Raw genomic sequence first — 24,370 nt, forward strand, 5'->3', positions numbered from 1 at the left:
GCGTTTTTGTTATAGGGGGAAATGGGATGAGAAAAAATCATATCCGACTAGATGGAGGTTTTCATAACGAGGTTTATTATATTGAGGAAAAAGAAATAGTAGTAAGAATATCTAATGCTAGAAAAACGAAGGAAATGGTTTTACAGGAAATTGAATGGATGAATTTCTTATATGAACAGGAGGTTGCTGTTCCTAAACCGGAAATACATGTGGAAGATGAAAACGGGTTAGTAAGGGCATATTTCGGTTATGTTAAAGGCGATATGATGGATGTGAAAAACGTATTACATTGGAATGAAAAAGTATTTGAACAATGGGGAAAGGCCTTAGGAAGGATGCATGTTCTATCTAAGAGTTTCAAAGTAGTAAAAACACATCGACCTATTTGGACAGTTGAGAATACTGATGTGTTTGGTATAAGGGAAAACTTATCCTCATGGTTAAAGAATCCTTACGACATGCTGTTGGAAAATCTATGTGCGTTTGATAGCACGGAAAGCACATTTGGTCTGATTCATAATGACTTTCATCAAGGGAATCTAATCATTACAGAGGATGGCACTATTACAACGATTGACTTTGATGATTGTGCATTTAATTGGTATGCACAAGATATTGCGGTGGCCTTCTATCATGCATATTGGCAACATAGTTCTTACAATGGCGAAACAAAAGCTTTTCCTCAGACATTTATGAATCATTTTTTTGCCGGGTATCAATCGGAAAATTTGCTTCATGAGGACATTGTCAAACAAATTCCTATATTCCTAAAGCTAAGGGAGATTTTTTTATACCAGCTATTCAATAGGAAATGGGATAAGAACAATTTGGAGGAATGGCAAAAGTTTACTTTGTTAGACTTGGAAGAAAAGATTAAAAATAACAACCCATATGCTGGAATTAGTGATTTTTCAATCTACATAAAAATTTAAAAAACAAAAAGAGCCTAAATTCTTGTGCGAATTAGACTCTTTTTATCTGTTTACCAAGTAATTTATGAAGCAGTTTTCCGTTTTTTGTTCTTCGAAATAGTAGCGAGCGTTGGAATACACATTCCAGCTAAAATAACGATTATTCCAAAAATTTGTAGCCATGATAGCGCTTCGCTCAATACAAGTACCGAAACGATAACAGCAACAGGTAGCTCCATCGCACTTAATATAGAAGAAACCGCGCCACCCACTTTAGGCACTGCAATTACAAAGAAGTAGATTGGAATAATGATTCCTAATAATCCGAGAGCCAGTCCATAAAATAGTAGTGGTTCGGTAAATAGTTTTCCGTTCCAAATAATTTCTGGGCTTTGGAAGATGGCAATCATGATCATTGCGATAAAAGAGACGAATAATAGACGAGTTGTGGTATTCATACCTTCGACTTGCTTCGTGTTAACATTCATATTCAAGGAGAATGAAACAGCAGCGGCAAAACCATAAACCCAACCTCTCCAGTCAATTCCACTCAAATCAACATCAAGAACACCAGCCGCTAAAATCGTTCCGACAAATAAAATAATAAGCGAAATAACTTCTGGTCTTGTTGGCAATCGTTTTCTCAAAATACAATCGATCAGCGTTCCAATCCATGTAAATTGAAATAGCATAACAACTGCAAGAGAAGCAGGTAAGTATATAAGCGACATCCCATAAACAATTCCCGTAGTAGCGGTAAACACACCTGCTAACAAAATAATCTTAAAGCCTCCATATAAACGTGGAAGCTTTCGTTGTGTAATTAAGTATAAAATAAAAGCCAACATAAATCCTACAATATATTGACTAGAAATCGCTTCAGAGGCTGTATAGCCGTCACCGATTGCTAGTTTAACCATAGTTGATAAAGTCCCATAGCTGCTTGCTGCAAACACAACCATTAGGGGGTAAATCCATAATTTCATATAAGTTTCTCCTTTAATCTGGAACTACAGTTTTCACCATATGATGAAAAGGCTCACCAATAATTGTCCAAGGACATAGGGTATCAAATCCTAGACGATTATACAAGCGAATTGCAGCATCTTTCTCAAGTTCCACATTCAAGGAAAGTTTCCCGCCGCCTGAATTCTTTACTAATTGCTCTGCATAGCTTAATAATTTCGTGCCTATCCCATGGCCACGATATGTCGGGTCAACTACAACCGTGTCGATATACCACTCTCCAGGGGCAGCTTCAGGATCTATTGTGACAACAGTACCCTTTTTGTTAGATAAATATGCTTCTAAATTTGCATCTAGAGTAATTGCCTGTTCCGCAGTATAAAACACCAATACTCCTGCAACATGTCCATTCATTTCAGCAATATACGTATTTAAATAGGAATGTCGATTATCTGTCTGTGTAAATAGTTGTATGAACTCTTTGGTAATTGCAGCATCTTCCGTTTCTCCAGTCATCTGCATTGAGATGTCTCCAATGGCTTCCATTATAAGTGGAATAGCCTCAGTTGCATCTTCTTTGTAAGCTTTTCTGATTAATATTTCCATTTTATATTCACCTTCCAACTCGTAATTATACCATAGTGTTTCCAAATGCACTTAAAGACAATATAGGAAAACTAATAATAAAAAAATAAAAAATTATTTGAAACTTTTCTGTTCTATATACAGTAGAATACTCAAAGGGGGAATAACAATGGACTTGGATTCAATTCCTTGGATGCTTATCTTACCAGTGCTTATCATTCAACTATTATTAGTAGTTATTGCAGTGATTGATTTGTTACGAGTTAAGTACACTAATGGACCAAAGTGGATGTGGGCACTTATTATTATTTTTATCAATATAATTGGACCTGTTATTTATTTTATAGTTGGGAGACGAAATGAATGAAAACATTCCTTCATGTGCAGGGGCTAACAAAAGAATACGGGAAAGAAAAAGCAGTAAATGAGGTTACTTTTTCACTAAATAAAAACACTGCAACTGCTTTGATAGGACCAAATGGTGCTGGTAAGACGACTACGTTGTCAATGCTAGCGGGACTCTTACGACAAACGAGTGGAACGGTAGTGATTGATGGCGATATGAAAGGAGACTTTCGAAGAGAAATAGGCTTCTTGCCACAGTACCCGCAATTTTACTCGTGGTTAACAGCACTTGAATTTACTGAAATGGTAGCGAAGTTAAGTGGGTTAGATGGAAAATTTGCTAAATCGCAAGCTGAAAGAACATTAGACTTTGTTGGCTTAGGAGATGCGAAAAACAAAAAAACAGGGACATTTTCTGGTGGTATGAAACAGCGACTAGGATTAGCGCAAGCAATTGTGCATAAACCTGGATTGCTTTTGCTAGATGAGCCTGTATCCGCATTAGATCCAGTTGGCAGAAGAGAAATTTTGAATCTACTAAAAGAACTGCAAGAACATACGACTATTTTATATTCCACTCATATTTTAAATGATGCAGAAGAAATGACTGATCAGTTGTTGTTTTTAAGAAAAGGTCAATTAGTGGAGCAGGGATCGTTGAAGGAAGTACGAGACAAGTATGCGAATCCTCTGTTTAAAATTCTCTTTGCAAACACAGAAGAAGCAGCAAAGTTTGTCGAAATCAGCCCGTGGCCTGCTAGACAGGAAAATGAGGTTGTTTTTATACACCTTGAGGAAAACAAACCAATGATGAATGAAGTATTACAAGTACTTGCTAATAGCAATCTACGATTATCAAAGGTAGAGCGAGCATCTGCCAGCTTAGAAGAAATCTTTTTGCAGGTGGTGAATAAGCATGAATAATTTCTCTATACTGTTTCAAAAAGAATGGCGTGAAAATGTTCGTAACTTTAAAATTCTATGGATACCTCTAGTGTTTATATTATTTGGTATTTCCGAACCTTTGACTTATCATTATTTACCACAGATTTTGAATGCCGTAGGAAATATGCCGGATGATATGGTCTTTCAGCTGCCAGAGTATACACCTGAACAAATAATTATGTCAACAGTTGGTCAATATCAATTTATAGGGATGTTAATTGTAGCATTTGGATTTGCAGGCATCATTGCTAGGGAGCGCAAAAATGGAACGGCTACGATGTTATATGTAAGACCGATTTCTTATACCGGTTATGTGTTTAGCAAGTTAGCTATTATGGGCATCTTAATAATAGGAAGCGCATGTATCGGCCTTTTGGCGAATGTCTATTACACGTATATTTTGTATGGAGCAGTAGATGTAGTTGCGTTTATTGGCTTCCTAGGAACGTATAGTATCTGGTTGTTATTTGCTATTAGTGTTGTTATTTGTTCCAGTGCGGCTTTTTCTACGGGAATAGCTTCTGTTATATCGATTTTCTTGTTAGTAGTCGTACAATTAGTGGATAGTCTGTTAGGTGCTTACTGGGCCATTTCACCTTGGAAGTTACCGATGTATGCAGGGCAAATTTTAAGTGGAAATATAGACAAAACACCATTTTTCTGGAGTTTGACTGTAACTTTAGCGGTAGTAGTGTTGTTAGTAGTAGGAGCAATTTATATAGCTAAGCGAAATGTAGCTAATGCAAAAATATAATGGTGGGGTGATTTAGGTGGTAGCTCGTAATTCTGATCGTTTTATTGTATCCTACAACCGAATAGACCAATTGATGAAGGACCTGATTGGTACGAATGAACATATGGCGTTTTTTCGATTAATTGATTTTGCTAAAAAGAAAAACGCCGTTATTAGAAGGTACGAGGCAGATTTACGAGAATATGGGGATCTAAGAAACGCCATTATACATCATCGTACGTCTTTGGAATTTGCCATTGCTGAACCACATGATGAAGTTGTGGCAAAAATGGAGGAAATTGAAGACGCATTAGTTAAACCGATTACAGTTGCTAAAATGTTCCATACGAATGTAACGATTTTTCAAGAGACGGATTCACTATGCTACGCCTTAAAGGTGATAAAAGATAAAAAGTACAATCAATTTCCCGTATACAAAGGGAGAACATTTAAAGGACTTATCACACCGGTGGGCATTACTATGTGGATGGCTAGTAAAGTGGATTCTGAATCCTTTTCGAGAAAAAGAACAATGTTATCGGAAATATTAGCACATGAAAGTAATAGAAATAATCATCAATTTATACAGGCTCAGGCATCTGTATTTGAGGCAGTAGAAATATTTAAGTCCTCAGTAATACGTGGGAGGCGCTTAGAAGCACTTTTGATAACGGAAGATGGAAAAGCAAGTGATAAATTAATTGGAATTGTAACTCCTTTGAGTTTATTAAAGGTAGAATAATTAATATAAGGTAGTCTTTTTCTTGAGAACTATCATAATATTAAGGTAGGCACTAAAATGTCTAAGGAAAGTCGAAAAAGGGAGGATTATAGTGGATTCTTTAGAAAAGGTTCAAGAACAGGGATATGATACCCATGAAAAGTCAGCTAAAGACATGACAGTTGGAGATTGGTTAATTACAATGCTTATTTTGATCATCCCAATCGTCAATATTGTCATGCTGTTCATCTGGGGGTTTGGAAATTCCGATCCAAGACGTAATTATGCGCGAGCTTCATTGATTTGGATGGCGATTTGCATTGTTTTAATGATTATTTTTTACGGAGCAGTATTTGCATTTATTTTTTCTTTAAATACTTATTAATTATTTCCTGGGAAATAACATAGTTCGACATGAAAGAGTGTTCCTTGTAAAGCAAGGAACGCTCTTTTTGATGTTATACTAAGAAAAGCGCTGGAGATAGACACATAATGAATAAAAGGAGCTGACCTAGATGAAAATAGCACTCTTTGGAGCAACTGGACGCGTGGGACATGCTATACTCACGTTATTACTAGAAAAAGATATACAAGTTACTGCATTGGTAAGAAACCCTAAAAAGATGCAACCTCAGGCTGGTTTAACCGTCCTACAAGGCGATGCAAGAAATACTGCAGATGTAGAAGGAGCACTGGCTGGAGTAGATGCAGTTATAAGTGCACTCGGCACCGATAAAACAAACGTATTAACAGAATCCATCACACATATAATTTCTATTATGCAAAAGCAGCAGCTAAAGCGAATTATAACAATTGGTACTGCGGGAATATTGGATAGTAGAGCAGAACCGGGATTACTTCGTTATCAATCATCCGAATCAAAGCGTAAATCCATAGCGGCTGCGCTGGAACACCATAAAGTGTATGATTTATTAAAAGATACTTTACTTGACTGGACTATTGTTTGCCCGACCTATTTGCCAACGGGAACTTCAACGGATGAATTTATTGTATTGCGAGATAAGCTGCCAGAAGATGCGGTGCAAACTACAACAGGTGATACTGCTTTATTCACCGTAAATGAGCTTTTGAAAAATGAACATACTGGTTACCGAGTAGGAATCATGAGCCCACAATATTAGGAGAAAATAAATGAAGAAATTTTTAATGTTTGTCATAGCGGTTATCGTGTTATTGTACATAAGCAATAGTTGGATTCAAACTACTGAAATTACCGTAGAGTCAGATAGAGTTCCTGCTAGTTTCGATGGGGTAAAGATTCTGCAAATTTCCGACTTACATGATGCAACCTTCGGAGACAATCAGGAAAAACTAGTAAAGAAAATAAAGAACACAGACCCGGACCTTATTTTTATAACTGGAGACCTTATTGATAGTAACCGATATAACTTAGATCAAAGTTTAGAATTGGTAAGACAGATTATGGATCTTGCTCCCATCTACTATGTGACGGGAAACCACGAAATCGCTACTAATGATACCGAGAATATAAAGAATTCTTTAACTGAACTAGGGGTAAATGTACTTTCTAATGAGGAACAAATAATTGAGCATAATGGAGAACAAATTCGTATTATTGGTATTGAAGATCCTCTTAATGGGATTCTAGTGAATGAGGCTTTAAGTCAATTTGAGGACAATGATTTGTTCACTTTAGTGCTATCCCATCGACCTGAGACCTTTCAAGATTACGTAGACTATGAAATGGATGTTGTTTTTTCTGGACATGCACATGGCGGACAGTTTCGACTTCCAGGTCTAGGCGGACTAGTTGCTCCGGGACAGGGTCTATTTCCTAGTTATACAGCGGGAATGTACACCGAAAACACTACACATATGATTGTGAGTAGGGGACTAGGTAATAGTGTTATTCCTGTAAGAGTATTTAACTCACCGGAGATTGTCCTGGTAACCTTAAAGAGTTTGTAAATGAAAGGACCGCTGACTAGAATACATTGTCAGCGGTCCTGCTTTTATCAACGTTCATCTTTACGGTCGAAGCGATCTTTTAATTCTCCAACTTCTTTTTGAACTTCACCTTTTAATTTATCTATTTTACCCTCTGCTTGTAATTTATGGTCGTCGGTTGCATTACCAAATTGGTCTTTTGCTTCACCTTTAGTTTTGTTCACTGCACCTTTTACTTTGTCAGATAATCCACTCATGTATATTCCTCCTCCGAATTTATTAACTCTACTGTATATTTACCCCGGAAGAGGAAGTCTAAACTTACTCTATTATTTCAAACTCTTGCAACATAGCATAGAATCTTGCACCATGACCTTCTGCAGCTTCTAAAAAATACTTTTCTGTAATGACAAAGCTTCCGCCATTAAGATTATCTACAACATATACGTTTGTTACAGGACTATTCCATTCCGATCCGCTAATGCCATGTAATTTAAAGCCTTCTAATGGTTCTGTAACAGATTCTGTCTCTGTCACCTTTGTATATTCTGAAGCAAGCTCTGTTTCTAGGGTTGAGACCATTTCTTGTGGTGCAATATCTGTAAATTGTTTAATTTCCATTGAAACTTCTGGATACCTTTCTTCCAATGGCTCTTTAGTTGTGATAATATCCGATTCTTCTCCTTTCACAAGCTTATATCGTTCTTCATCGATATAAATAATATAATCGGAATCTTTACCTTCCTGCAGGTTTACATTAGTTTCTTCTTCGTTTCCTTCGATACTTTGAATAATTTCTTTCTCCGGAACGAACATATCCTTAATTTGTTTGATAAAAGCACTACCTGTTTCCGTTTGTGTGCTAAATAGAATCATTACCGCTGCAGCTGCTGCAATAACAATTGGAATTATCTTGGATTTCTTTTTCATCTTTTTCTCCTTTCTGCTTTTCGTTTGGAAAAGCTCTTGATCTATGTGGTTCCAAATATCATCTTTTAATGTAGAAGGAGTGTCCTCTGTATGGACTAAAATTTCTTTTTTAACTCGATTATCTAATTGGTCCATTATTAGCTTCCCTCCATTTCCATCATCTCTAATTGAGTTTTTAACAAGTTTCGACCATTAAACAGCCTAGACTTTACGGTATTCTGATTCAATTCTAATATAGTGGCAATTTCTTTTTCAGAAAAACCCTTTATATATTTCAGTAATATAGGAATGCGATATAAGTCAGCCATATTTTGAATCATGCTATACAAGTCGGACAGATTCTCTTTTGAATGCTCTGTCAGTAGTTCGTTATTTTCCATTATAGAAGTATCCACTGCGATATTTTTCTTCTCTTTAGTTAAAATACGATAACACTCATTTACTAAAATACGATAAAACCATGCATCAAACGATAAAGTGGAATTATAGGAAGATATATTGCGGTAAACTCTTATAAAAGTTTCTTGAACAGCATCCTTTGCATGTTCATCATTTCTCGTAATTGCTTTTGCTGTTCGAATCGCATAATTTTCATACATATCGTAAAACTGTTTAAAAGCATCACGACTGCCATTTCTAATTTTTTCTAAGATGTCATCATTCATGTACGCTTTTTCACTCCTTTCACTATATATACCCACCAAGTTGACAAAAAGTTTTATCAACATAAAAAAAAGCTCAAAGCAATTTGCTTTAAGCTTGTACATTTATTATTTAAACCATCCTTTTTCTTTAAACCTAGAGATGGCTTCAATTCGATTTCCAACGTCAAGTTTATCTAAAATAACGGAGATATAGTTACGGACAGTACCTGTTGTGATAAATAGCTCATTGGCAATCTCTTTTGTATTTTTTCCATTTGCGATTAACCCGAGTACCTGACTTTCACGGTCTGTAAGTGGATTTTCCTCTTCGTAAGCCATATCAACAAGCTCAGGGGCATATATCCGACGCCCATCCATAATTACACGAATGGAATTTGCTAGCTCTTCACTTGGGCTATCCTTTAATAAGTACCCATTAACACCAGCTTTACGTGCACGCTCAAAATAACCGGACCTTGCGAATGTTGTTAAAATGATCACCTTGCAATCATTTTCCTTTAACTCTTCAGCAGCGTCTAGCCCGCTTTTAATAGGCATTTCAATATCCATGATACAAATATCTGGTTGCAACTGTTCAATTAGCTTTAACACTTCTTCCCCATTATTAGCTTTTCCGACAACTTCCATGTCCTCTTCTAAATCGAGTAGCGAGCCTAGAGCACCTAGCACCATTCGTTGATCTTCTGCAATGACAATTCGTATCATGTCTATTCCTCCTGACTTGGTTGTTGAATAACATTAGGGACACGTATATTCAAAGTAGTCCCATTTTTTGAATGAATGTCTATCGTTCCATTCACAAATTCTAGTCGTTCTCTAATACCGAGAAGACCGTGCCCCTTTGAACGATTTGTTCTCTCTTCTAACCCTTTGCCATTATCATATACCTTTAGCAATGTTTCTTTTGCCGATTGTTTAATAGAAATCGAGCAGGTAGAAGCACCACTATGCTTAACGACATTGGTTACTGCTTCTTTTAAACACATACTTAGTACGTTCTCTACAAGTAGAGGAGTATTTACCAAGACCGGTGTGCCACTTACATTACATTTTATCTGTGCGGCGTTTAGGATTTGATTGATCCGGTAAAGTTCATCCTCTAGTTTCGTTCCTCGCATATTTGTTACGAGTTCTCTAACCTCTTTTAATACAGAACGTGCCGTCTGGTTAATATCCACTATTTCTGTTTTAGCAGCTTGTGGATTTTTTTCTATCAATCGGCTAGCTAAATCACTTTTCAGTCCTATTAGTGAGAGTTTTTGTCCAAGTGTGTCATGCAAATCTCTTGCAATACGTTCTCTTTCCTCAATAATAATATACTGAGAAATCTTCATTTGTGCTTCTTCTAATTGACCTTCAAGGGCCTCACGCTGGTTTCGAGTATATGTATTAAAGGGCAACAAGATAACCCCGATCAAACAAATAATAAGAAACGGTAGGTGAGAGAGGAATAACTCAGTTTGTATGAAAAACCCTATAATAACAGCGGCAATGGTCGCTACTAAATGAATACTATAAATAACAAAGAAGCTCAATCGTCTTTTTATATTCCCGATTAAAAAGGATAAGAAGATGGAGAAATATATGTAACCATATAAATAAGTCATCCAAACACTGATGGAAATTTCTAATGCAAAGGAGAAATATAATAACCAGCCTTTACTTGAAAAAGATAATCGGTAGGCAATAAAAAATAGTAGTGTCAGTGCTAACCCTACAACAATCTCTACAAGCCCCGTGGATTTGAATATAAAAAAGAACGGGAAGATGCAAAAAACAATCCATGCATAAATACTTAGCCAAGGATATTTGGGGAATATTTGATACCATTTGGACACTTGCTTCACCTTCTTACCTATGTATACTTTCTCCATTATAATGCAAAAACCATTCCTAAGTAATTATTGGAATGGTTTTTGCGGAATTTTTACTTACTTTCAAAGGTTGTATTTTTAGAATTTAACTTAACAGGTTGCTTAGGATTCTTTAATAAGTGTTTTATCTCTTTGAAGTTTACAAAACTTTTATTATCTTCATCGAATAGTCGGAAACGGATCGACTCTAAACTTTTACGTAAGTTAATCGTAGTAGCCTTGTGTAAAGGTGGTGTAGAATTATGAGCTTTTTCTAAGTTATAGTTAGGAACACGTGGACTTAGGTGATGCACATGATGGAATCCGATATTTCCAGTTACCCATTGTAAAACACGGGGCAACTTGTAATAAGAGCTTCCTTCTATAGCAGCTTTTACATAGTCCCATTCCGATTCATCTTCAAAATACGAATCCTCAAATTGATGCTGTACGTAAAATAACCAAATACCTAAAGCGCCTGCTACGAATAGAATGGTGCCTTGAATAATCGCAAAAGCTTGCCATCCGATTAACCAAATCATCAACGCGTAAATAACAATTACAGAAATATTGATGAAATACGTATTATTACGTTCTTTACCACGAGCACCTTTACGGTTAAAGCGATTGCTAACTAAGAAAAGTAACGCAGGTCCTAAACCGAACATAACGATCGGATTTCTATAAAGTCGATAAGAAAGTCGCTTCATTGGAGATGCTTCAATATATTCTTCGACGGTCATCATCCAAATATCGCCGACACCACGTTTATCTAGATTTCCACTAGTAGCATGGTGGATATTATGTTCACGTTTCCATTTTTCATAAGCGAAGAGCGTAATAATCCCTGTAATTGTACCAGTAATATCATTGGCTTTTTTATTTTTAAAGAATGAACCGTGTGTACAATCATGAAAGATGATGAATATCCGAACGACAAATCCAGCTGCGATGACAGACAACCCAACGGTTAACCATACAGATACATCTAAACTTATATATGCTAAAAACCATAGAATAAAAAATGGTGGGATAGTGTTGATTAGTTGAATAATACTTTTTTTAAGCTCGGAGTTTTCAAAGGGTTTTACATTTTTACGTAATGCGAGTGTTTTTTCTCTGCTCATTTTATTCCTCCTGATGTGAATTATTATCTTAATAATAAGGAAAATTACAAATTAGTAGTAGGCATAAACGTCAAGTCATAAGTATGACAAGTGTCATATAGGACATATAGGTTATACCAAAATGAAGGAAGTAAAAATCGACTGAATGAACAGCCAAAGGTGGCTTGCTGAGGCATAATAGGGGCTTTGTAGTAGGCGTACTTGAAGCTACGACTTCATTTTAGTTTTTTGCCAGACGAAAATCTCTCGGAATTTTCCCAATCATTATTTTGGTCTTACCTTCCATTGTATATACTCGCCAAACAACACTAATTTCGAAATAAGAAATCGTATGATTTTCCTTTTCAAATGCATTTCATAAATTAAAAAAGAGCCCCATGATTCTTACTAATACTACCTAGTAGTAAAGTGAGATTCATGAGACTCTAAAAGTGGTTCAGTTGTTAAATATTCGTATTAACGATCTTTTTTCAACAAACGTAATGTTTCATCGAATTCTTTCTCAATCTCCGCATTCGGTTTGTACGTCATTAAGCTGACAATAACCGCTACGATCAATGCTAGTACAAAACCAGGGACGATTTCATATAATGCTCCTGAAAGTGTATCATTTGTGCCCCAAACTACTACAACTACAGCACCTACGAACATACTTGCTAATGCCCCAGTAGCAGTGATTTTTCTCCAGTAAAGTGTTAGTAAGATAACTGGACCAAATGCTGCACCGAAACCTGCCCATGCAAATGCTACAAGACCTAGGATTGTCTCATTTTGTTCCCAAGCAAGTATTGCAGCCGCAATAGAAACGACTAGAACGGCAATACGACCATAATTTACGTATGTTCGATCAGATGCATCTGTTTTGATAACTGCTTTGTATAAATCTTCTATTAGAGCTGAAGAAGTAACGATTAATTGAGAAGAAATTGTACTCATAACAGCTGCTAAAACAGCTGCTAATACTAAACCAGCAATAAATGGATGGAACACAATTTGTCCTAGTACGATAAATACTGCCTCAGGGCTTGATAATGCTACATCCGGATTTTGTTGGAAATAAGCAACTCCAACTAACGCAGTTGCCATTGCCCCTACAAGACTTAAAATCATCCAACCGATACCGATTCGACGAGCTTGTTTTGTTTCTTTAACCGAGCTAATAGCCATAAAGCGAACGATAATATGTGGCTGACCAAAGTAGCCTAGTCCCCAAGCTATTGAGGAAATGATACCTGCTGCTGTTGTACCAGCAATAAGACTTAAGTGAGTAGGGTTCACAGCTTTAATAGACTCTACTGTTTCACCTATTCCGCCAGTCATAAATACACCAAAGATTGGTACACATACTAAAGCAAGGAACATCAGTAAACCTTGGATCACATCTGTATAACTAACCGCAAGGAATCCTCCAAATAATGTATAGGCTACAACTACCCCTGATACGACTAAAAGTCCTGTATGATAGTCTAGACCGAATGAGCTCTCAAAGAAAACTCCTCCTGCTACCATTCCAGAGGATACATAAAACGTGAAAAATAGTAAAATAATTAAACCAGATACAACACGTAATAATCGAGAAGATTGCTTTAAACGGCTTTCTAAATAACTTGGAATTGTAATAGAATTGCTTGATACTTCTGTGTATACACGAAGTCTAGGTGCTACGTAAAGCCAGTTTAGATATGCACCGATTGTAAGACCGATTGCAATCCAAGCTTCACCCATACCTGATAAATAAATTGCGCCTGGTAAACCCATAAGTAACCAACCAGACATATCTGCAGCTCCGGCACTAAGTGCAGTAACAGCGGGACCTAGTGAGCGTCCGCCGAGCATGTAATCAGTTAAATTGGCGGTCTTTCTGTAAGAGTACCAGCCAATTGCTAACATAGCGATCATATATATAATAATGGCCGCGAGTTGATAATTTTCTGCTGACATGTTAACATCCTCCTCCTTCTTGTCATCATAACATGGTGATTAACTAGGTGCATCAAAAATTTTGCAATATCCATAATTTCCTATTACTTTAGAATTATCAATTAAACGTATATAAAAAGAGGGAGTGTATTTCTTTGAAGTTTTTTCACACAGCTGATTGGCATCTTGGTAAATTGGTACAGGGTGTATACATGACGGAGGATCAACGTGCTGTATTACAACAATTTCTCCAAGCAATCGATATAGAAAAACCAGATGCAGTAATTATTGCAGGAGATTTGTACGATCGAGCCGTTCCTCCAACGGAAGCGGTTAATCTACTAGATGAAATGTTTGAAGAGATTGTGTTGAAACGCAAAACCCCCTTATTAACTATTGCAGGAAATCATGATAGTCCTGGTCGCTTAAATTTTGGTAGCAAGCTGATGAAAGAAGCTGGCTTACATATTGTGGGTCAATTAAGTCGAAATATGCAATCTATCGTTTTAAATGATACTTATGGAGAGGTGCATTTCCACCTTGTGCCATACGCAGATCCTTCTCAAGTCCGATACCTTATGGAAGAAGAGACAATTATTACACATAACCAAGCCATGAAAAAAATAATAGAATCAATAGAAGAGAAGATGGACAAAACGAAAAGACATGTATTTATAGGACATGCATTTGTAACTCCCCATGGCCAAGAAGAGGAAAATACGAGTGATTCTGAACGTCCTTTAGCTATAGGTGGAGCAGAATATGTAGATGCAAATCTATTCCAACCGTTTCATTACACAGCTCTAGGTCATTTACATCAAGCACACTATGTATTAAACGAAACAATCCGGTACTCGGGATCTCCATTGAAATATTCAATTTCGGAGGAGCACCATAAAAAAGGCTATTTCATCGTGGAGATGGATGCAGAAGGTAAAACGACTGTAGAAAAAAGGTTACTTGAACCTACTCGGGATATGCGAACAGTAGAGGGATTCTTACAGGATATTTTAAAACAACCAGTTAGTGAAGACTATGTGTTCGTGAAACTATTGGATGACACGCCAATTTTATCACCAATGGAACAAATACGTACTGTCTATCCCAACGCTATGCATGTGGAAAGAAAAGCGTTTCAATTAATAGGTTTGTCAGAAGAACAAGAAATTAGACGGACGAAAAAGGATGAATTTACATTGTTTCGTTCGTTTTATACAGAGGTCAGTGGAAAAGAAGCATCTGAAGAAACTGAACAAATTTTTAAAGACGTACTAACTTTACTAGCACAGGAAGAGCGGGAAGGAGGAAAAACTAATTGAAACCAATTCAATTGAAAATGAGTGCATTTGGTCCTTATAAATTTACCGAAACGATCGATTTTACGGAGCTAAACGGAAATCAGCTATTTGTTATTTCTGGAGCAACTGGAGCAGGAAAAACGACTATATTTGATGGGATTTGTTTTGCGCTTTATGGGGCAGGAAGCGGAGAGGATCGTCGCGATACGAAAATGATGCGTAGCGATTTCGCAACAGATGATACACATACATCTGTTGAGTTAATCTTTGAGATAAATAATCGACGTTACCGTATTTTGAGACAGTTAGCTCATGTGAAAAAAGGTAATAAAGGTGCAACAGGTGAACGATACGAATTTTTTAAGGTACAAGCAGATGGAGAAGTACCTGCTGTTGAAAGACAGATTGTATCAGAGATTAATAAAAAAATAGAAGAAATCATTGGATTGACTTTAGATCAGTTCAGTCAGATTGTCATGCTACCACAGGGTGAATTTAGAAAACTATTAACCTCTACTACAGAAAACAAAGAGGCGATATTACGTAAGATTTTTAAAACAGAACCATATAAAATGATTCACGAAAAGTTAAAAGAAAAAAAACTAGTAGCAGAGGCAGAACTAAAAAAAGAACAATTGACGCAGAATAATTTTACGGAAAAAATTATTGCTTCATTTCCTAATAGAGAGTCTAATCTTTTTCAAATGATAGAAGAAAATAACTTTAATACTTTTCAATTAGTAGAAGCATTAAAAGAAGAGACTAGCTTTTATAAAGAGAAGATCACACTAGATGAACGTAAATGTGAAGAAGCGTATGAAAAACATATCAACAAGCAAAAGGCTTACCATGAATCAAAAACTATCAATGACCGCTTTACTGAGCTAGAAGTAAAAGAGAAACAACTTAAAGCTTTAAGAGAACGTGAGGATGAATTCATACAGAAGCAACAACAATTAGAGTCTGCAGACCGTGCAAGCATTATAGAGCCTGTCGAAAGTTATTTCAATGAGCTAGAGCTAGAGGTTAAAGGGAAACAGGATTTATTTGAGAAAGCCAAGAAAGGAAAGGTAGTTGCAGAAGAAACGTTACAACAAGTAGAGGCTATCTTTATAAAAGAATCTAATAATAAGGAAGCGCGAGAAAAAAGTGTAGAGATGCTTATTCACTTAAATGGCCTATTGCCTACATTGGAAGAGTTAGAGACGAAAAGAACTGAGCTACTAAATTTAGAAAAAAATAGCTCCCAGTTGGAACAAAAGCTTGAGATAATTACGACAAGTCTTCAAAGTCAAAAAGAATCTAGTAAAGAACAAAAGCTACAAATAGAGGTGTTAGAAGAACGTGTAGAACCATTAGACAACAGAGTGCAACACCTTGCTTTGCTACAAACACAACATAGTAAGTTACAGGAGTATAAGGTGGTTGATCAGGAACTACATATGCTGATGACGGAGGAAACAAAACAGCAAAATAAGTTCCAACAATGTAAAGAAACTTATGAAGTCATTGAACAACAATGGATAGGAAATCAAGCAAGTATACTAGCATCTAAACTAGTAATGGGAGAGCCCTGTCCAGTATGTGGAAGTAAGGATCATTCAAATTCACATATCGCTAAAGGGGAGCTGAAGGTTGATGAAAGTGAGCTTCGAATGGCAAAAGCAACGTTAAATAAGGAAGAATCTACACTATTAACCTTTAAGGCGAAAAAAGAGACAGCGGAAGCGCAAATACAAAAAGTGCTCGTTCAATTAGAGGAATACGAAGTAGATGCTGGATTAGTGGAGCAGGTAGAAACGGATCTGCTAGATATGCAAAGAGAAGTACAACAGCTTCGTTTAGAAAAAGATACGCTATCTTCATTGAAACAACCTTTTAAAGAGACCTTAGCCAAGATTGAAAGGCTAGAACAGGAAAAACTAGAGGTCGATGCATTATACAGGGAGCAGTCTAGCCAAGCAAAGCAAGCAAAAGCGGTATATGCATCAAAGCTAGCCTCAATACCTAGTCATATACCAACCTTACAGCATTTAAAATCAGAAATCACTCAGGCAACGAAACAAAAGGAACAATTAGAAAAAGCTTGGGAAGAAGCACAAAACAGGATGAAAATTGCCCAAGATGCAAGTACAAAAGCACAGTTGTCACTTGAGCATACACAAGCATCTTTAAAGGAAATAGAACTAAAGCGTGACAAGGCACTAGAGCAGTTTTATAAAGCTTTAAGTAAAGCATCTTTTGCAACGATAGACTCTTATATAGCTGCCAAACTAGCTGAATCAGAACGGGAAGCACTTAAATTACAATGTGAAGAGTACAAACAACAGCTTCATACAGTAACGGAACAAGTAAGAGAAGGGAAAGTCCAACTGGAAAACAAAACAAAAGTGGATCTGACACCCCTAGAAGAAGAACTGCATCAGTTGAAAGCCGCTTATGAGCAAGCTTTAGCAGTATGCAATAGTACGAGGGAATACGAAAAAGCAGGAAGAGAGATAGAAGAAAAGATTGCAACTACAAGTGATCGAATTACATTGTTGGAGGAACAAGTATATCGAATTATGGACCTTTATGACATATTAAGAGGACATAACCAGCTAAAAATATCATTTGAGCGATATGTCCAAATTGAGTACTTAGAGCAAATTGTCCAGGCAGCAAACGAACGCTTAAAACATATGTCGAGTGGCCAATTCCAATTGCTTCGAAGTGAAAGACAGGAAACGCATGGGAAACAAAGTGGTCTTGGGTTAGATGTATACGATGCATATACTGGTCAAAAACGAGACGTAAAAACATTGTCTGGTGGCGAAAAGTTTAATGCCTCTTTATGTTTAGCACTAGGAATGGCAGATGTTATCCAAAGCTTCCAAGGTAACATCCGCATCGAGACAATGTTCATCGATGAAGGCTTCGGGTCTCTGGATGAAGAATCTCTAAACAAAGCAATTGATACATTAATTGATCTACAAAAGTCAGGTCGCATGATTGGCGTCATCTCCCATGTAGCAGAGCTAAAAGCAGCAATCCCTGCCATTTTAGAAGTAGAAAAACAAAAAGAAGGCTATAGTAGAACAAAATTTGTCATTAAATAAAGGAGATATTCAAATGGATCAGGATAGATTCTTTTTAGAGCTGGCATTGGAAGAAGCGGAGAAAGCATTGCAGGAGAACACGTATCCTGTAGGTGCGGTTATTGTAGATGAAGATTTCAACGTGATCGGAAAAGGGAGAAATAGAGTGCACTCTAGCCAAGATATTACAGCACATGCTGAAATAGATGCTATGCGAAACGCAGGGTCCACTATGTTTGATGCCAAAATTAACAACAAAAAGTTCACGCTTTATAGCACGCTGGAACCTTGTCCTATGTGTACGGGAGGAATTTTATTTGCTAAAATTCAACGAGTCGTTTGGCTACTAAATGACGACCAAGGGTTTGGTGGATATAAGAAGATTAAAGATTCCTCCATTTTTGGGGAAAAGTTTATTCGTATTGAAATGATTGAAGAACCATGGGAAGATTTGAAAAAGAGACAGCTAGATTTAATGGCTAACTGGGCAACGAATCCTAACAATGTGATTTCGCTACGTAAGAAGGCGCAATAGGATGTGTTAATCTTATAAAGATAATTACTTCTATTTTTAAAGAATAATAGTATTTGAAAAGTCCCATGAACATTGAGTTCATGGGACTTTAACAAATGAATAATACTGCAGATTGCACGTTTCCTGTAGTAGAAGATCCAATATCTATTACTAACCAAGGAATCCTAATTCCTGGTTGAAAAACTGGTGCAAGTGGCTAGAACCTGTATTAAACTATCTAGTCATTGGACAATAATCTGCTATATAATAAGTATTAAAAAATGAAATAGTTGGAAATGGAGAAATATACTTGTCATACATTCTAGTAGTTATATTGGCGGGCACAATAAGTTTATTTCTTAGCTTGTACATACTAGTAAAAGCTAAAGATGCTCCTGGCGGAAAGTCGTATATTAGAGTTACATTTTTATCATCGATCTTCACCTATGCTTATGCTTTTGAATTAGCAAGTACATCCTTAAAAGAAATGAAGTTTTGGCTTGGTATCGAGTATCTTGTTATGCCTTTTATACCAATATTTGTCCTATTCATGTGTATGGAGTATGTCGGGCATAAAATAAAAACGTGGAATTATGGACTTTTTGTCATTCCCCTCACTACGATTTTTATGATGCAAACAAATGAACTACATCATTTTTATTACAGAACGATAAAGGTAGATAGGAGTGGTCTATTCCCTGTACTAGATTTAGAATGGGGTCCTTGGTTTTATGTTCATGCCATTTTCCTATTTGTATGCTTAATAATATCGGTCCTAATATTGCTAAAGGAATTTCAAAAATCCTTATTTATGTTCCGCATGCAAATTTTATTGATGGTGGCAGGTTTGCTTATTCCAATCATAGCAAATTATTTTTATCTAAATGATTGGAGTAATGGCATTGATCTTGGACCAATATCATTGAGTATCACTTTTATGTTCCACGGTGTGGCTCTTTTAACCTTACAAATGTTCAATGTGGCACCTATAGCTAGGGAAAGTGTATTTGAAAGTTTAAAAGAAGGCGTGATTGTGTTAAACCAAAATCGGGTAGTAGTTGACTATAATAAAGCCGTATTAAATGTGATTCCCACCATGAGCTCGCATTATATTGGTAAACCAATTGCTGAAGTTCTCGTTCATAATCCCTTACTTACAGAGAAGTTAGAAGAGGAACAGGAGTGCGATTACACCAATCTTCTAGAGTCGGGGGCTACACACTTCCGGATTAATTTTTCAGAAGTTGTGAATAAAAATGGATCACATGTAGGTAAAATTATTACCTTTGTCAATGTTACTGAAAAAGTGCGGATGGAGGAAAAGTTAAGGCAGTTGGCAAGTTTAGATGGCTTAACACAGTTGTTTAATCGCACATTCTTTATGAGAAAATCTGAAATGATATTTGATGACTTGATGTTGGATGGGGGGAGTGTCTCCATAATAATGTTTGACATCGATCATTTTAAAAGGGTAAATGATACGTTTGGACATGCGGCAGGAGATATAGTATTGACTAATGTTGCAAGTATTGCAAAGGAAAACCTACGAGTTATAGACTTTATAGGCCGATACGGCGGGGAAGAATTCATAATATGCATGCCTGAAACCTCTTTAACGGAGGCTACTTATAGAGCGAATAGAATTCGGCAAATGGTAGAAGAAAGTTTTACGATTTTCAACGAAGAGGAAATTCTTGTAACTTCAAGTTTTGGGGTATCCAATGTTCTCATGGAAGCAGGAGAGAATAGATACTCTGTCCAACAGCTAATTAGACAAGCTGATCAAGCTTTATATGCTGCCAAACATAAAGGTAGAAATTGCGTGGAGGTCTATGAGGCAAATGAGATCTTTATGCAAACTTAGTATAAACAACTCACCTTAAAGTGTTTATTGATGGGAGACCGGTCGTGACGCAGTCATGACCAACCTCATAAAAAATCAAACGGTAATTATATAGCGACAAGTCTGTTTAAACCCTTCGAAAACAGTAGAAACAAGTTTTGACCTTAAAGGAACGGGTGTTTTTTTGGGGGGATTTTTTAAAGATTAAGAAAGTATATAGAAATGTCCTATGAATACTGGGTTCATGAAACTTAAGAGAACGAATAATCCTATGATTTTCATTTCAGGTGGACGCTTTCCGCGGGCACGGCTTCAGCTCGCGCTGTTCCCGCCGGAGTCACCACCTTGCAATACAATCAATTAGGCGCGTAGTACTACATTAGAAGATTTGGCATAGCATATCACTTAGATAATAAGATTAACTCAAGTGAATGTAGGGAATGATTTGTAATCGCTGATGAAGTAGAAATACTGTTATTCAATGATAGATGGTGGCAGACAATTTTCCTTTTAATAGTGGAAATAAAGAAAAATAGTTAGTATGTATCGAATAAAGAAGTGTAATAGCGAACGAAATTGTATCTTCGAGAGTTTACTCTATGAATAGGAAAGTGTCTTTTCTTTAGTTATCCAAAAACGCACTAACCTGTTTCTAAAAGTTGTAGGAGGGTGACGGACAGCAACTGCCATAAGATTACCGAAAAAAGTGAGTATTGGTTGTGACAATCGTCACAACCAATACCCACTAAAAATTCACTCGGTAATCCTATAGCAAAACGTCTGTCCAAAGTCCTTCGAAAACGATAGAAATAGGTTTTTACCTTAGAGGACTGGGCATGTTTTTTGCCTAGTTTTCTTATACTTAAGAATGAGTCTAACCTTAAATTTCCCAAAAGAAAGTCGTAACATGGAGAAGACAGACAACTCTACTAAGGTGTGCTGGTAAATTCGCTTATTGAATCGAGAAATTCATCACTATTGACTCCCATTATGTTGTTACCTGAATATCCTTCTGGATCAATGGATGCAGGATTAGCACCATACTTATATAGTGTAGCTGCCATGTCATAATTCTCATAATAAAAGGAAGCAGTTAATGCATTTGTGTAGTGATCTTCTGTGTTTGGATTAGCACCAGATATTAATAATAACTCTGCAATTGCATTATTATCCGTATAAACCGCATGGTGTAAAGCCGTCGTATTTTCTGCATCTCTTTCCTCTAAATTTACCCCATTAGCCACAAGTTCACGGACCGCTTCCTCATCATCAGCTAAAACTGCTTCCATAAGTGGTGTCAAATTAAGTGACTCCTCAGCTAAAGGATTAGTACTCTCTAATGTGGAAGTCTCTGTAGTGGTCTCCGGTAAAAACGATTCTTCCTGCAATAAGTCCCCAGAAAAGAAGCGTTCATACTTTACTGCACCAGTTACCATAATTGCTATTACTCCTATATATCCAATGATGAAAATACCAGCTAGGGCACCAATGCCAAGTGCGATTTTTGAAGTATTAGGATAATGATGTGGAGTTCCCTCTACTTGCATGAAATGCCCCACTGCTTGGACCCGTTTTGGAGTAGTCGGGTGAGATGACAGTACTTCACTCAACCAGACAATCACATTCGATTCGGTAGTAATTTGTTCTAAGTAAGCATCCTCATTAACCTCTTTATACAATTTTTTCCCGATGCTCAAAATGGTTAGCCCACGCTTTGCAGCAGCTCCATCTCGTATAAAAAATGCTGCATGTCTGTCACAAGTATACTCACAGGAACGACTATACGCTTGTGATAAAAAAGGTACTAAACGTGCAGGCATGATAATCATGTTTTTCCAAATATGATTGCGTTTTATATGCGCAAGCTCATGAGCAATGATGAAATCGAGTTCAGCATTACCTTGCTCTCTAGCAAGCTCAAAAACTTCTGAGTAAAGAACAACCATATGTTTTCCTAAAAAAAAGCTCGCAAAAGCATTGAATGCCCCTTCCGAGTAAACTACGAATATATCCGGCACCCTTTTTAAGCCCATCTCTTGAGAAATATGAATAACTCGTTCATATACATCGGGAAATTGTTTTTCACTAATACGAATCCCATTTGCCCGAATATAACCTAACGACATGAAAAGTGCATAAATACTTATTAAAAAAACTACTAGTAAAATAGCTATTCCAACTAAAGATGCAATTGCAATAAAGTAAATTAGAGCACTGAATATAATACTTAATATAAAATATGGTATTTCGCGACTCGATCTTAACTGTGTATCTGTCATATTCTACCTCCCACTTTCATTAAGTTACCAAATGATACAGTTTAAGTCAATTTAATAAATGGATGTTTTTCACACAATTTCCTCTGTCGTCATATTATTTTTACAAGAGGTGGTGAAAAATGCACGAAGAAAAAGAGGGCAAATTATACAATCCCTACGAAACGGAACAACAGGAATGGAAGAAGCGACAGGTAAAAGAACGGGGAAAGCAGTTACTAACTATTATTTCTCCTATTTTCATTCTTTTACTATGGGAAATTTGTTCAAGAACAGGTGTACTCGATATACGATTTTTTCCACCACCATCTGCCATTGTTTCTACGTTTTTCGAATTGATGACAAGTGGGTTGTTATGGACACATATTTCCGTCTCTTTATATAGAATAGCCGCTGGATTTTTATTAGGGGTAATACCAGGAATAATTATTGGGCTTCTAATGGGATTGTACGCTCCGATCCGTCATTTTATCTCGCCGATTGTCATGGCATTTATGCCTATTCCAACTTTGGCTTTACTTCCAATCATAATTATCCTTTTTGGTATTGGAGATTTTTCAAAAGTTGTTACCATCGCAGGAAGTGTATTTTTCCCGGTAGTCATCAATACTGTCGCAGGTGTGTTAAATATAGAAAAGGTTCATTTGGATGTAGCCAAAAATTATGGAGCGAGTCCGACTGATTTCTTTCTCAGGATTGCATTCCCAGGTGCACTTCCCGTTATGTTAGAAGGAATTCAAATGGGGCAGGCGATTGCACTTCTTACGATTGTTGCAGCTGAGATGATGGGAGCTACATCGGGTATTGGATATTTAATCTGGACCTCCTATAAAGCATTTATGTTGAAAGAGATGTTTGTCGGATTAATACTCATTTCTTTTTTTGGATTTTTGTTTTCTCTTTTCTTACGTGGGATACAAAGAAAAATTGTCCCGTGGAGGTGAATAAATGGACCAACCAGTGAAAATTTCTATTGATAGTCTAACGAAAGTATTTTATAAGAAAAACAATAGTGTAACAGCTATACAAAACATTACTCTAAATGTAGAAGAAGGTGAGTTTGTCTGTATAGTTGGCCCAAGTGGATGTGGGAAAACCACTTTATTGCGAATACTAGCCGGGCTGGAGCAGCCAAGCTCGGGTACATTCTCAATAGAATCGGATACAGATTTTCGACCGCTACAATCGATGGTCTTTCAAGAAAAGGGAGTCATTCCTTGGTTGACTGTAGAAGAAAATGTTGCATTCGGACTTAATATGCGTCATTTGCCGAAAGAATTTGTTCGTAAGCAAACCAATTATTATTTGAAAAAAGTCGGTCTTACTAAATTTTCGAAGCTTTACCCAAAAGAACTCTCTGGTGGTATGAAACAACGTATAAGCATTGCAAGGGCATTTGCAAATGATCCGGAAATACTACTAATGGATGAACCATTTGCTGCACTTGATGAACAAAACAAATTCATATTACAGGAGGAACTACTTTCTATTTGGTCCGAAACGAAAAAAACTGTGTTATTTATTACGCATAGTATTGATGAGGCTTTGCTATTAAGCGACCGGATAGTGTTGATGAGCGCTCACCCAGGAGAAATAGTAGAACAAATAAAAGTTCCTCTTCCAAGACCACGCACGATGGAGCAAGTTCGTGCGAATCAAGAAATGGCGGAGCAGTTTATAGCGATCTGGAATCACCTGCAACAGGAAGTTCAAAAGTCGAGAAAGTAAGGAG

At 36.8% G+C, this 24,370-nt stretch carries 24 protein-coding genes; 14 read left to right on the forward strand and 10 right to left on the reverse strand.

Translation table 11 applies throughout. From position 1 onward, the window contains the following. Nucleotides 1-26: 26 nt before the first annotated feature. Complete coding sequence (locus KD050_RS11455; RefSeq protein WP_211892493.1) at nt 27-932, forward strand: phosphotransferase enzyme family protein; 906 nt, start codon at nt 27-29, stop codon at nt 930-932. A 62-nt stretch (nt 933-994) separates the two neighbouring features. On the opposite strand, the gene KD050_RS11460 is transcribed toward KD050_RS11455, so the two are convergent. After that, the gene (locus KD050_RS11460) at nt 995-1,897 is read right to left on the reverse strand and encodes an EamA family transporter (protein ID WP_211892494.1); all 903 of its coding nucleotides are present in this window, start codon (nt 1,895-1,897) and stop codon (nt 995-997) included. 13 nt (nt 1,898-1,910) lie between these two features. Beyond that, nucleotides 1,911-2,483, reverse strand: coding sequence for a GNAT family N-acetyltransferase (locus KD050_RS11465; RefSeq protein ID WP_211892495.1), 573 nt, complete (start codon nt 2,481-2,483; stop codon nt 1,911-1,913). Between the two features lie 148 nt (nt 2,484-2,631). On the opposite strand from KD050_RS11465, the gene KD050_RS11470 reads away from it, so the two are divergent. The 7 genes from KD050_RS11470 (at nt 2,632) to KD050_RS11500 (ending at nt 7,156) form a co-directional block, all read left to right on the forward strand. Continuing rightward, nucleotides 2,632-2,829: a PLDc N-terminal domain-containing protein gene (locus KD050_RS11470; RefSeq protein ID WP_211892496.1), complete on the forward strand. Its 198-nt coding sequence runs from the start codon at nt 2,632-2,634 to the stop codon at nt 2,827-2,829. Continuing rightward, complete coding sequence (locus KD050_RS11475) at nt 2,826-3,731, forward strand: ABC transporter ATP-binding protein (protein WP_211892497.1); 906 nt, start codon at nt 2,826-2,828, stop codon at nt 3,729-3,731. Before KD050_RS11470 ends, KD050_RS11475 begins: the two co-directional genes overlap by 4 nt. Continuing rightward, nucleotides 3,724-4,506: an ABC transporter permease gene (locus tag KD050_RS11480; protein ID WP_211892498.1), complete on the forward strand. Its 783-nt coding sequence runs from the start codon at nt 3,724-3,726 to the stop codon at nt 4,504-4,506. Before KD050_RS11475 ends, KD050_RS11480 begins: the two co-directional genes overlap by 8 nt. Before the next feature lie 16 nt (nt 4,507-4,522). Beyond that, entirely contained in the window at nt 4,523-5,227 is a 705-nt protein-coding gene (locus KD050_RS11485; RefSeq protein WP_211892499.1) for a CBS domain-containing protein, read from the forward strand. Between the two features lie 91 nt (nt 5,228-5,318). Continuing rightward, nucleotides 5,319-5,591: a hypothetical protein gene (locus tag KD050_RS11490; RefSeq protein ID WP_235753795.1), complete on the forward strand. Its 273-nt coding sequence runs from the start codon at nt 5,319-5,321 to the stop codon at nt 5,589-5,591. A gap of 130 nt (nt 5,592-5,721) precedes the next feature. Beyond that, nucleotides 5,722-6,348, forward strand: coding sequence for an NAD(P)-dependent oxidoreductase (locus KD050_RS11495; RefSeq protein ID WP_211892500.1), 627 nt, complete (start codon nt 5,722-5,724; stop codon nt 6,346-6,348). Nucleotides 6,349-6,358: 10 nt separating this feature from the next. Further along, on the forward strand, nt 6,359-7,156 hold the full coding sequence (locus tag KD050_RS11500) for a metallophosphoesterase (RefSeq protein WP_211892501.1): 798 nt from the start codon (nt 6,359-6,361) through the stop codon (nt 7,154-7,156). A 47-nt stretch (nt 7,157-7,203) separates the two neighbouring features. Here KD050_RS11500 and KD050_RS11505 read toward each other — a convergent pair whose 3' ends face one another. From KD050_RS11505 to putP, 7 genes are all read right to left on the reverse strand, one after another. Continuing rightward, nucleotides 7,204-7,392: a CsbD family protein gene (locus tag KD050_RS11505; protein WP_211892502.1), complete on the reverse strand. Its 189-nt coding sequence runs from the start codon at nt 7,390-7,392 to the stop codon at nt 7,204-7,206. 64 nt (nt 7,393-7,456) lie between these two features. Next, entirely contained in the window at nt 7,457-8,200 is a 744-nt protein-coding gene (locus tag KD050_RS11510) for a hypothetical protein (protein ID WP_211892503.1), read from the reverse strand. Between the two features lie 2 nt (nt 8,201-8,202). Then, on the reverse strand, nt 8,203-8,730 hold the full coding sequence (locus KD050_RS11515; RefSeq protein WP_211892504.1) for an RNA polymerase sigma factor: 528 nt from the start codon (nt 8,728-8,730) through the stop codon (nt 8,203-8,205). Between the two features lie 105 nt (nt 8,731-8,835). Further along, nucleotides 8,836-9,435, reverse strand: a complete 600-nt coding sequence (locus tag KD050_RS11520; RefSeq protein WP_211892505.1) for a response regulator transcription factor — start codon at nt 9,433-9,435, stop codon at nt 8,836-8,838. Between the two features lie 2 nt (nt 9,436-9,437). Next, nucleotides 9,438-10,568 carry an ATP-binding protein gene (locus KD050_RS11525; RefSeq protein ID WP_235753796.1) on the reverse strand — a complete coding sequence of 377 codons (1,131 nt, stop codon included), beginning with the start codon at nt 10,566-10,568 and terminating at the stop codon, nt 9,438-9,440. Nucleotides 10,569-10,657: 89 nt separating this feature from the next. Then, a complete protein-coding gene (locus KD050_RS11530) occupies nt 10,658-11,710 on the reverse strand; it encodes a Delta(5) desaturase DesA (protein WP_211892507.1) in 1,053 nt (350 codons plus the stop codon). Between the two features lie 456 nt (nt 11,711-12,166). Continuing rightward, on the reverse strand, nt 12,167-13,651 hold the full coding sequence (gene putP, locus KD050_RS11535) for a sodium/proline symporter PutP (protein ID WP_211892508.1): 1,485 nt from the start codon (nt 13,649-13,651) through the stop codon (nt 12,167-12,169). Between the two features lie 134 nt (nt 13,652-13,785). Between putP and KD050_RS11540 the strand changes: the two genes are divergently transcribed. From KD050_RS11540 to KD050_RS11555, 4 genes are all read left to right on the forward strand, one after another. Continuing rightward, nucleotides 13,786-14,949 (forward strand): exonuclease SbcCD subunit D, encoded by a 1,164-nt coding sequence (locus KD050_RS11540; RefSeq protein WP_211892509.1) that lies wholly within the window; start codon nt 13,786-13,788, stop codon nt 14,947-14,949. Beyond that, a complete protein-coding gene (locus KD050_RS11545; RefSeq protein WP_211892510.1) occupies nt 14,946-18,026 on the forward strand; it encodes an AAA family ATPase in 3,081 nt (1,026 codons plus the stop codon). Before KD050_RS11540 ends, KD050_RS11545 begins: the two co-directional genes overlap by 4 nt. A gap of 13 nt (nt 18,027-18,039) precedes the next feature. Then, a complete protein-coding gene (locus KD050_RS11550) occupies nt 18,040-18,540 on the forward strand; it encodes a nucleoside deaminase (RefSeq protein WP_370627062.1) in 501 nt (166 codons plus the stop codon). Nucleotides 18,541-18,829: 289 nt separating this feature from the next. Continuing rightward, nucleotides 18,830-20,383: a histidine kinase N-terminal 7TM domain-containing diguanylate cyclase gene (locus KD050_RS11555; protein WP_235753797.1), complete on the forward strand. Its 1,554-nt coding sequence runs from the start codon at nt 18,830-18,832 to the stop codon at nt 20,381-20,383. A gap of 908 nt (nt 20,384-21,291) precedes the next feature. On the opposite strand, the gene KD050_RS11560 is transcribed toward KD050_RS11555, so the two are convergent. Next, on the reverse strand, nt 21,292-22,641 hold the full coding sequence (locus KD050_RS11560) for a M48 family metallopeptidase (RefSeq protein ID WP_211892511.1): 1,350 nt from the start codon (nt 22,639-22,641) through the stop codon (nt 21,292-21,294). Between the two features lie 119 nt (nt 22,642-22,760). Here KD050_RS11560 and KD050_RS11565 point away from each other — a divergent pair, with 119 nt between their 5' ends. Beyond that, entirely contained in the window at nt 22,761-23,582 is an 822-nt protein-coding gene (locus KD050_RS11565; RefSeq protein ID WP_211892512.1) for an ABC transporter permease, read from the forward strand. Between the two features lie 4 nt (nt 23,583-23,586). Further along, nucleotides 23,587-24,366 (forward strand): ABC transporter ATP-binding protein, encoded by a 780-nt coding sequence (locus KD050_RS11570; RefSeq protein ID WP_211892513.1) that lies wholly within the window; start codon nt 23,587-23,589, stop codon nt 24,364-24,366. Nucleotides 24,367-24,370: the final 4 nt, after the last annotated feature.

This window comes from Psychrobacillus sp. INOP01, from assembly GCF_018140925.1.
Taxonomy (GTDB): domain Bacteria; phylum Bacillota; class Bacilli; order Bacillales_A; family Planococcaceae; genus Psychrobacillus.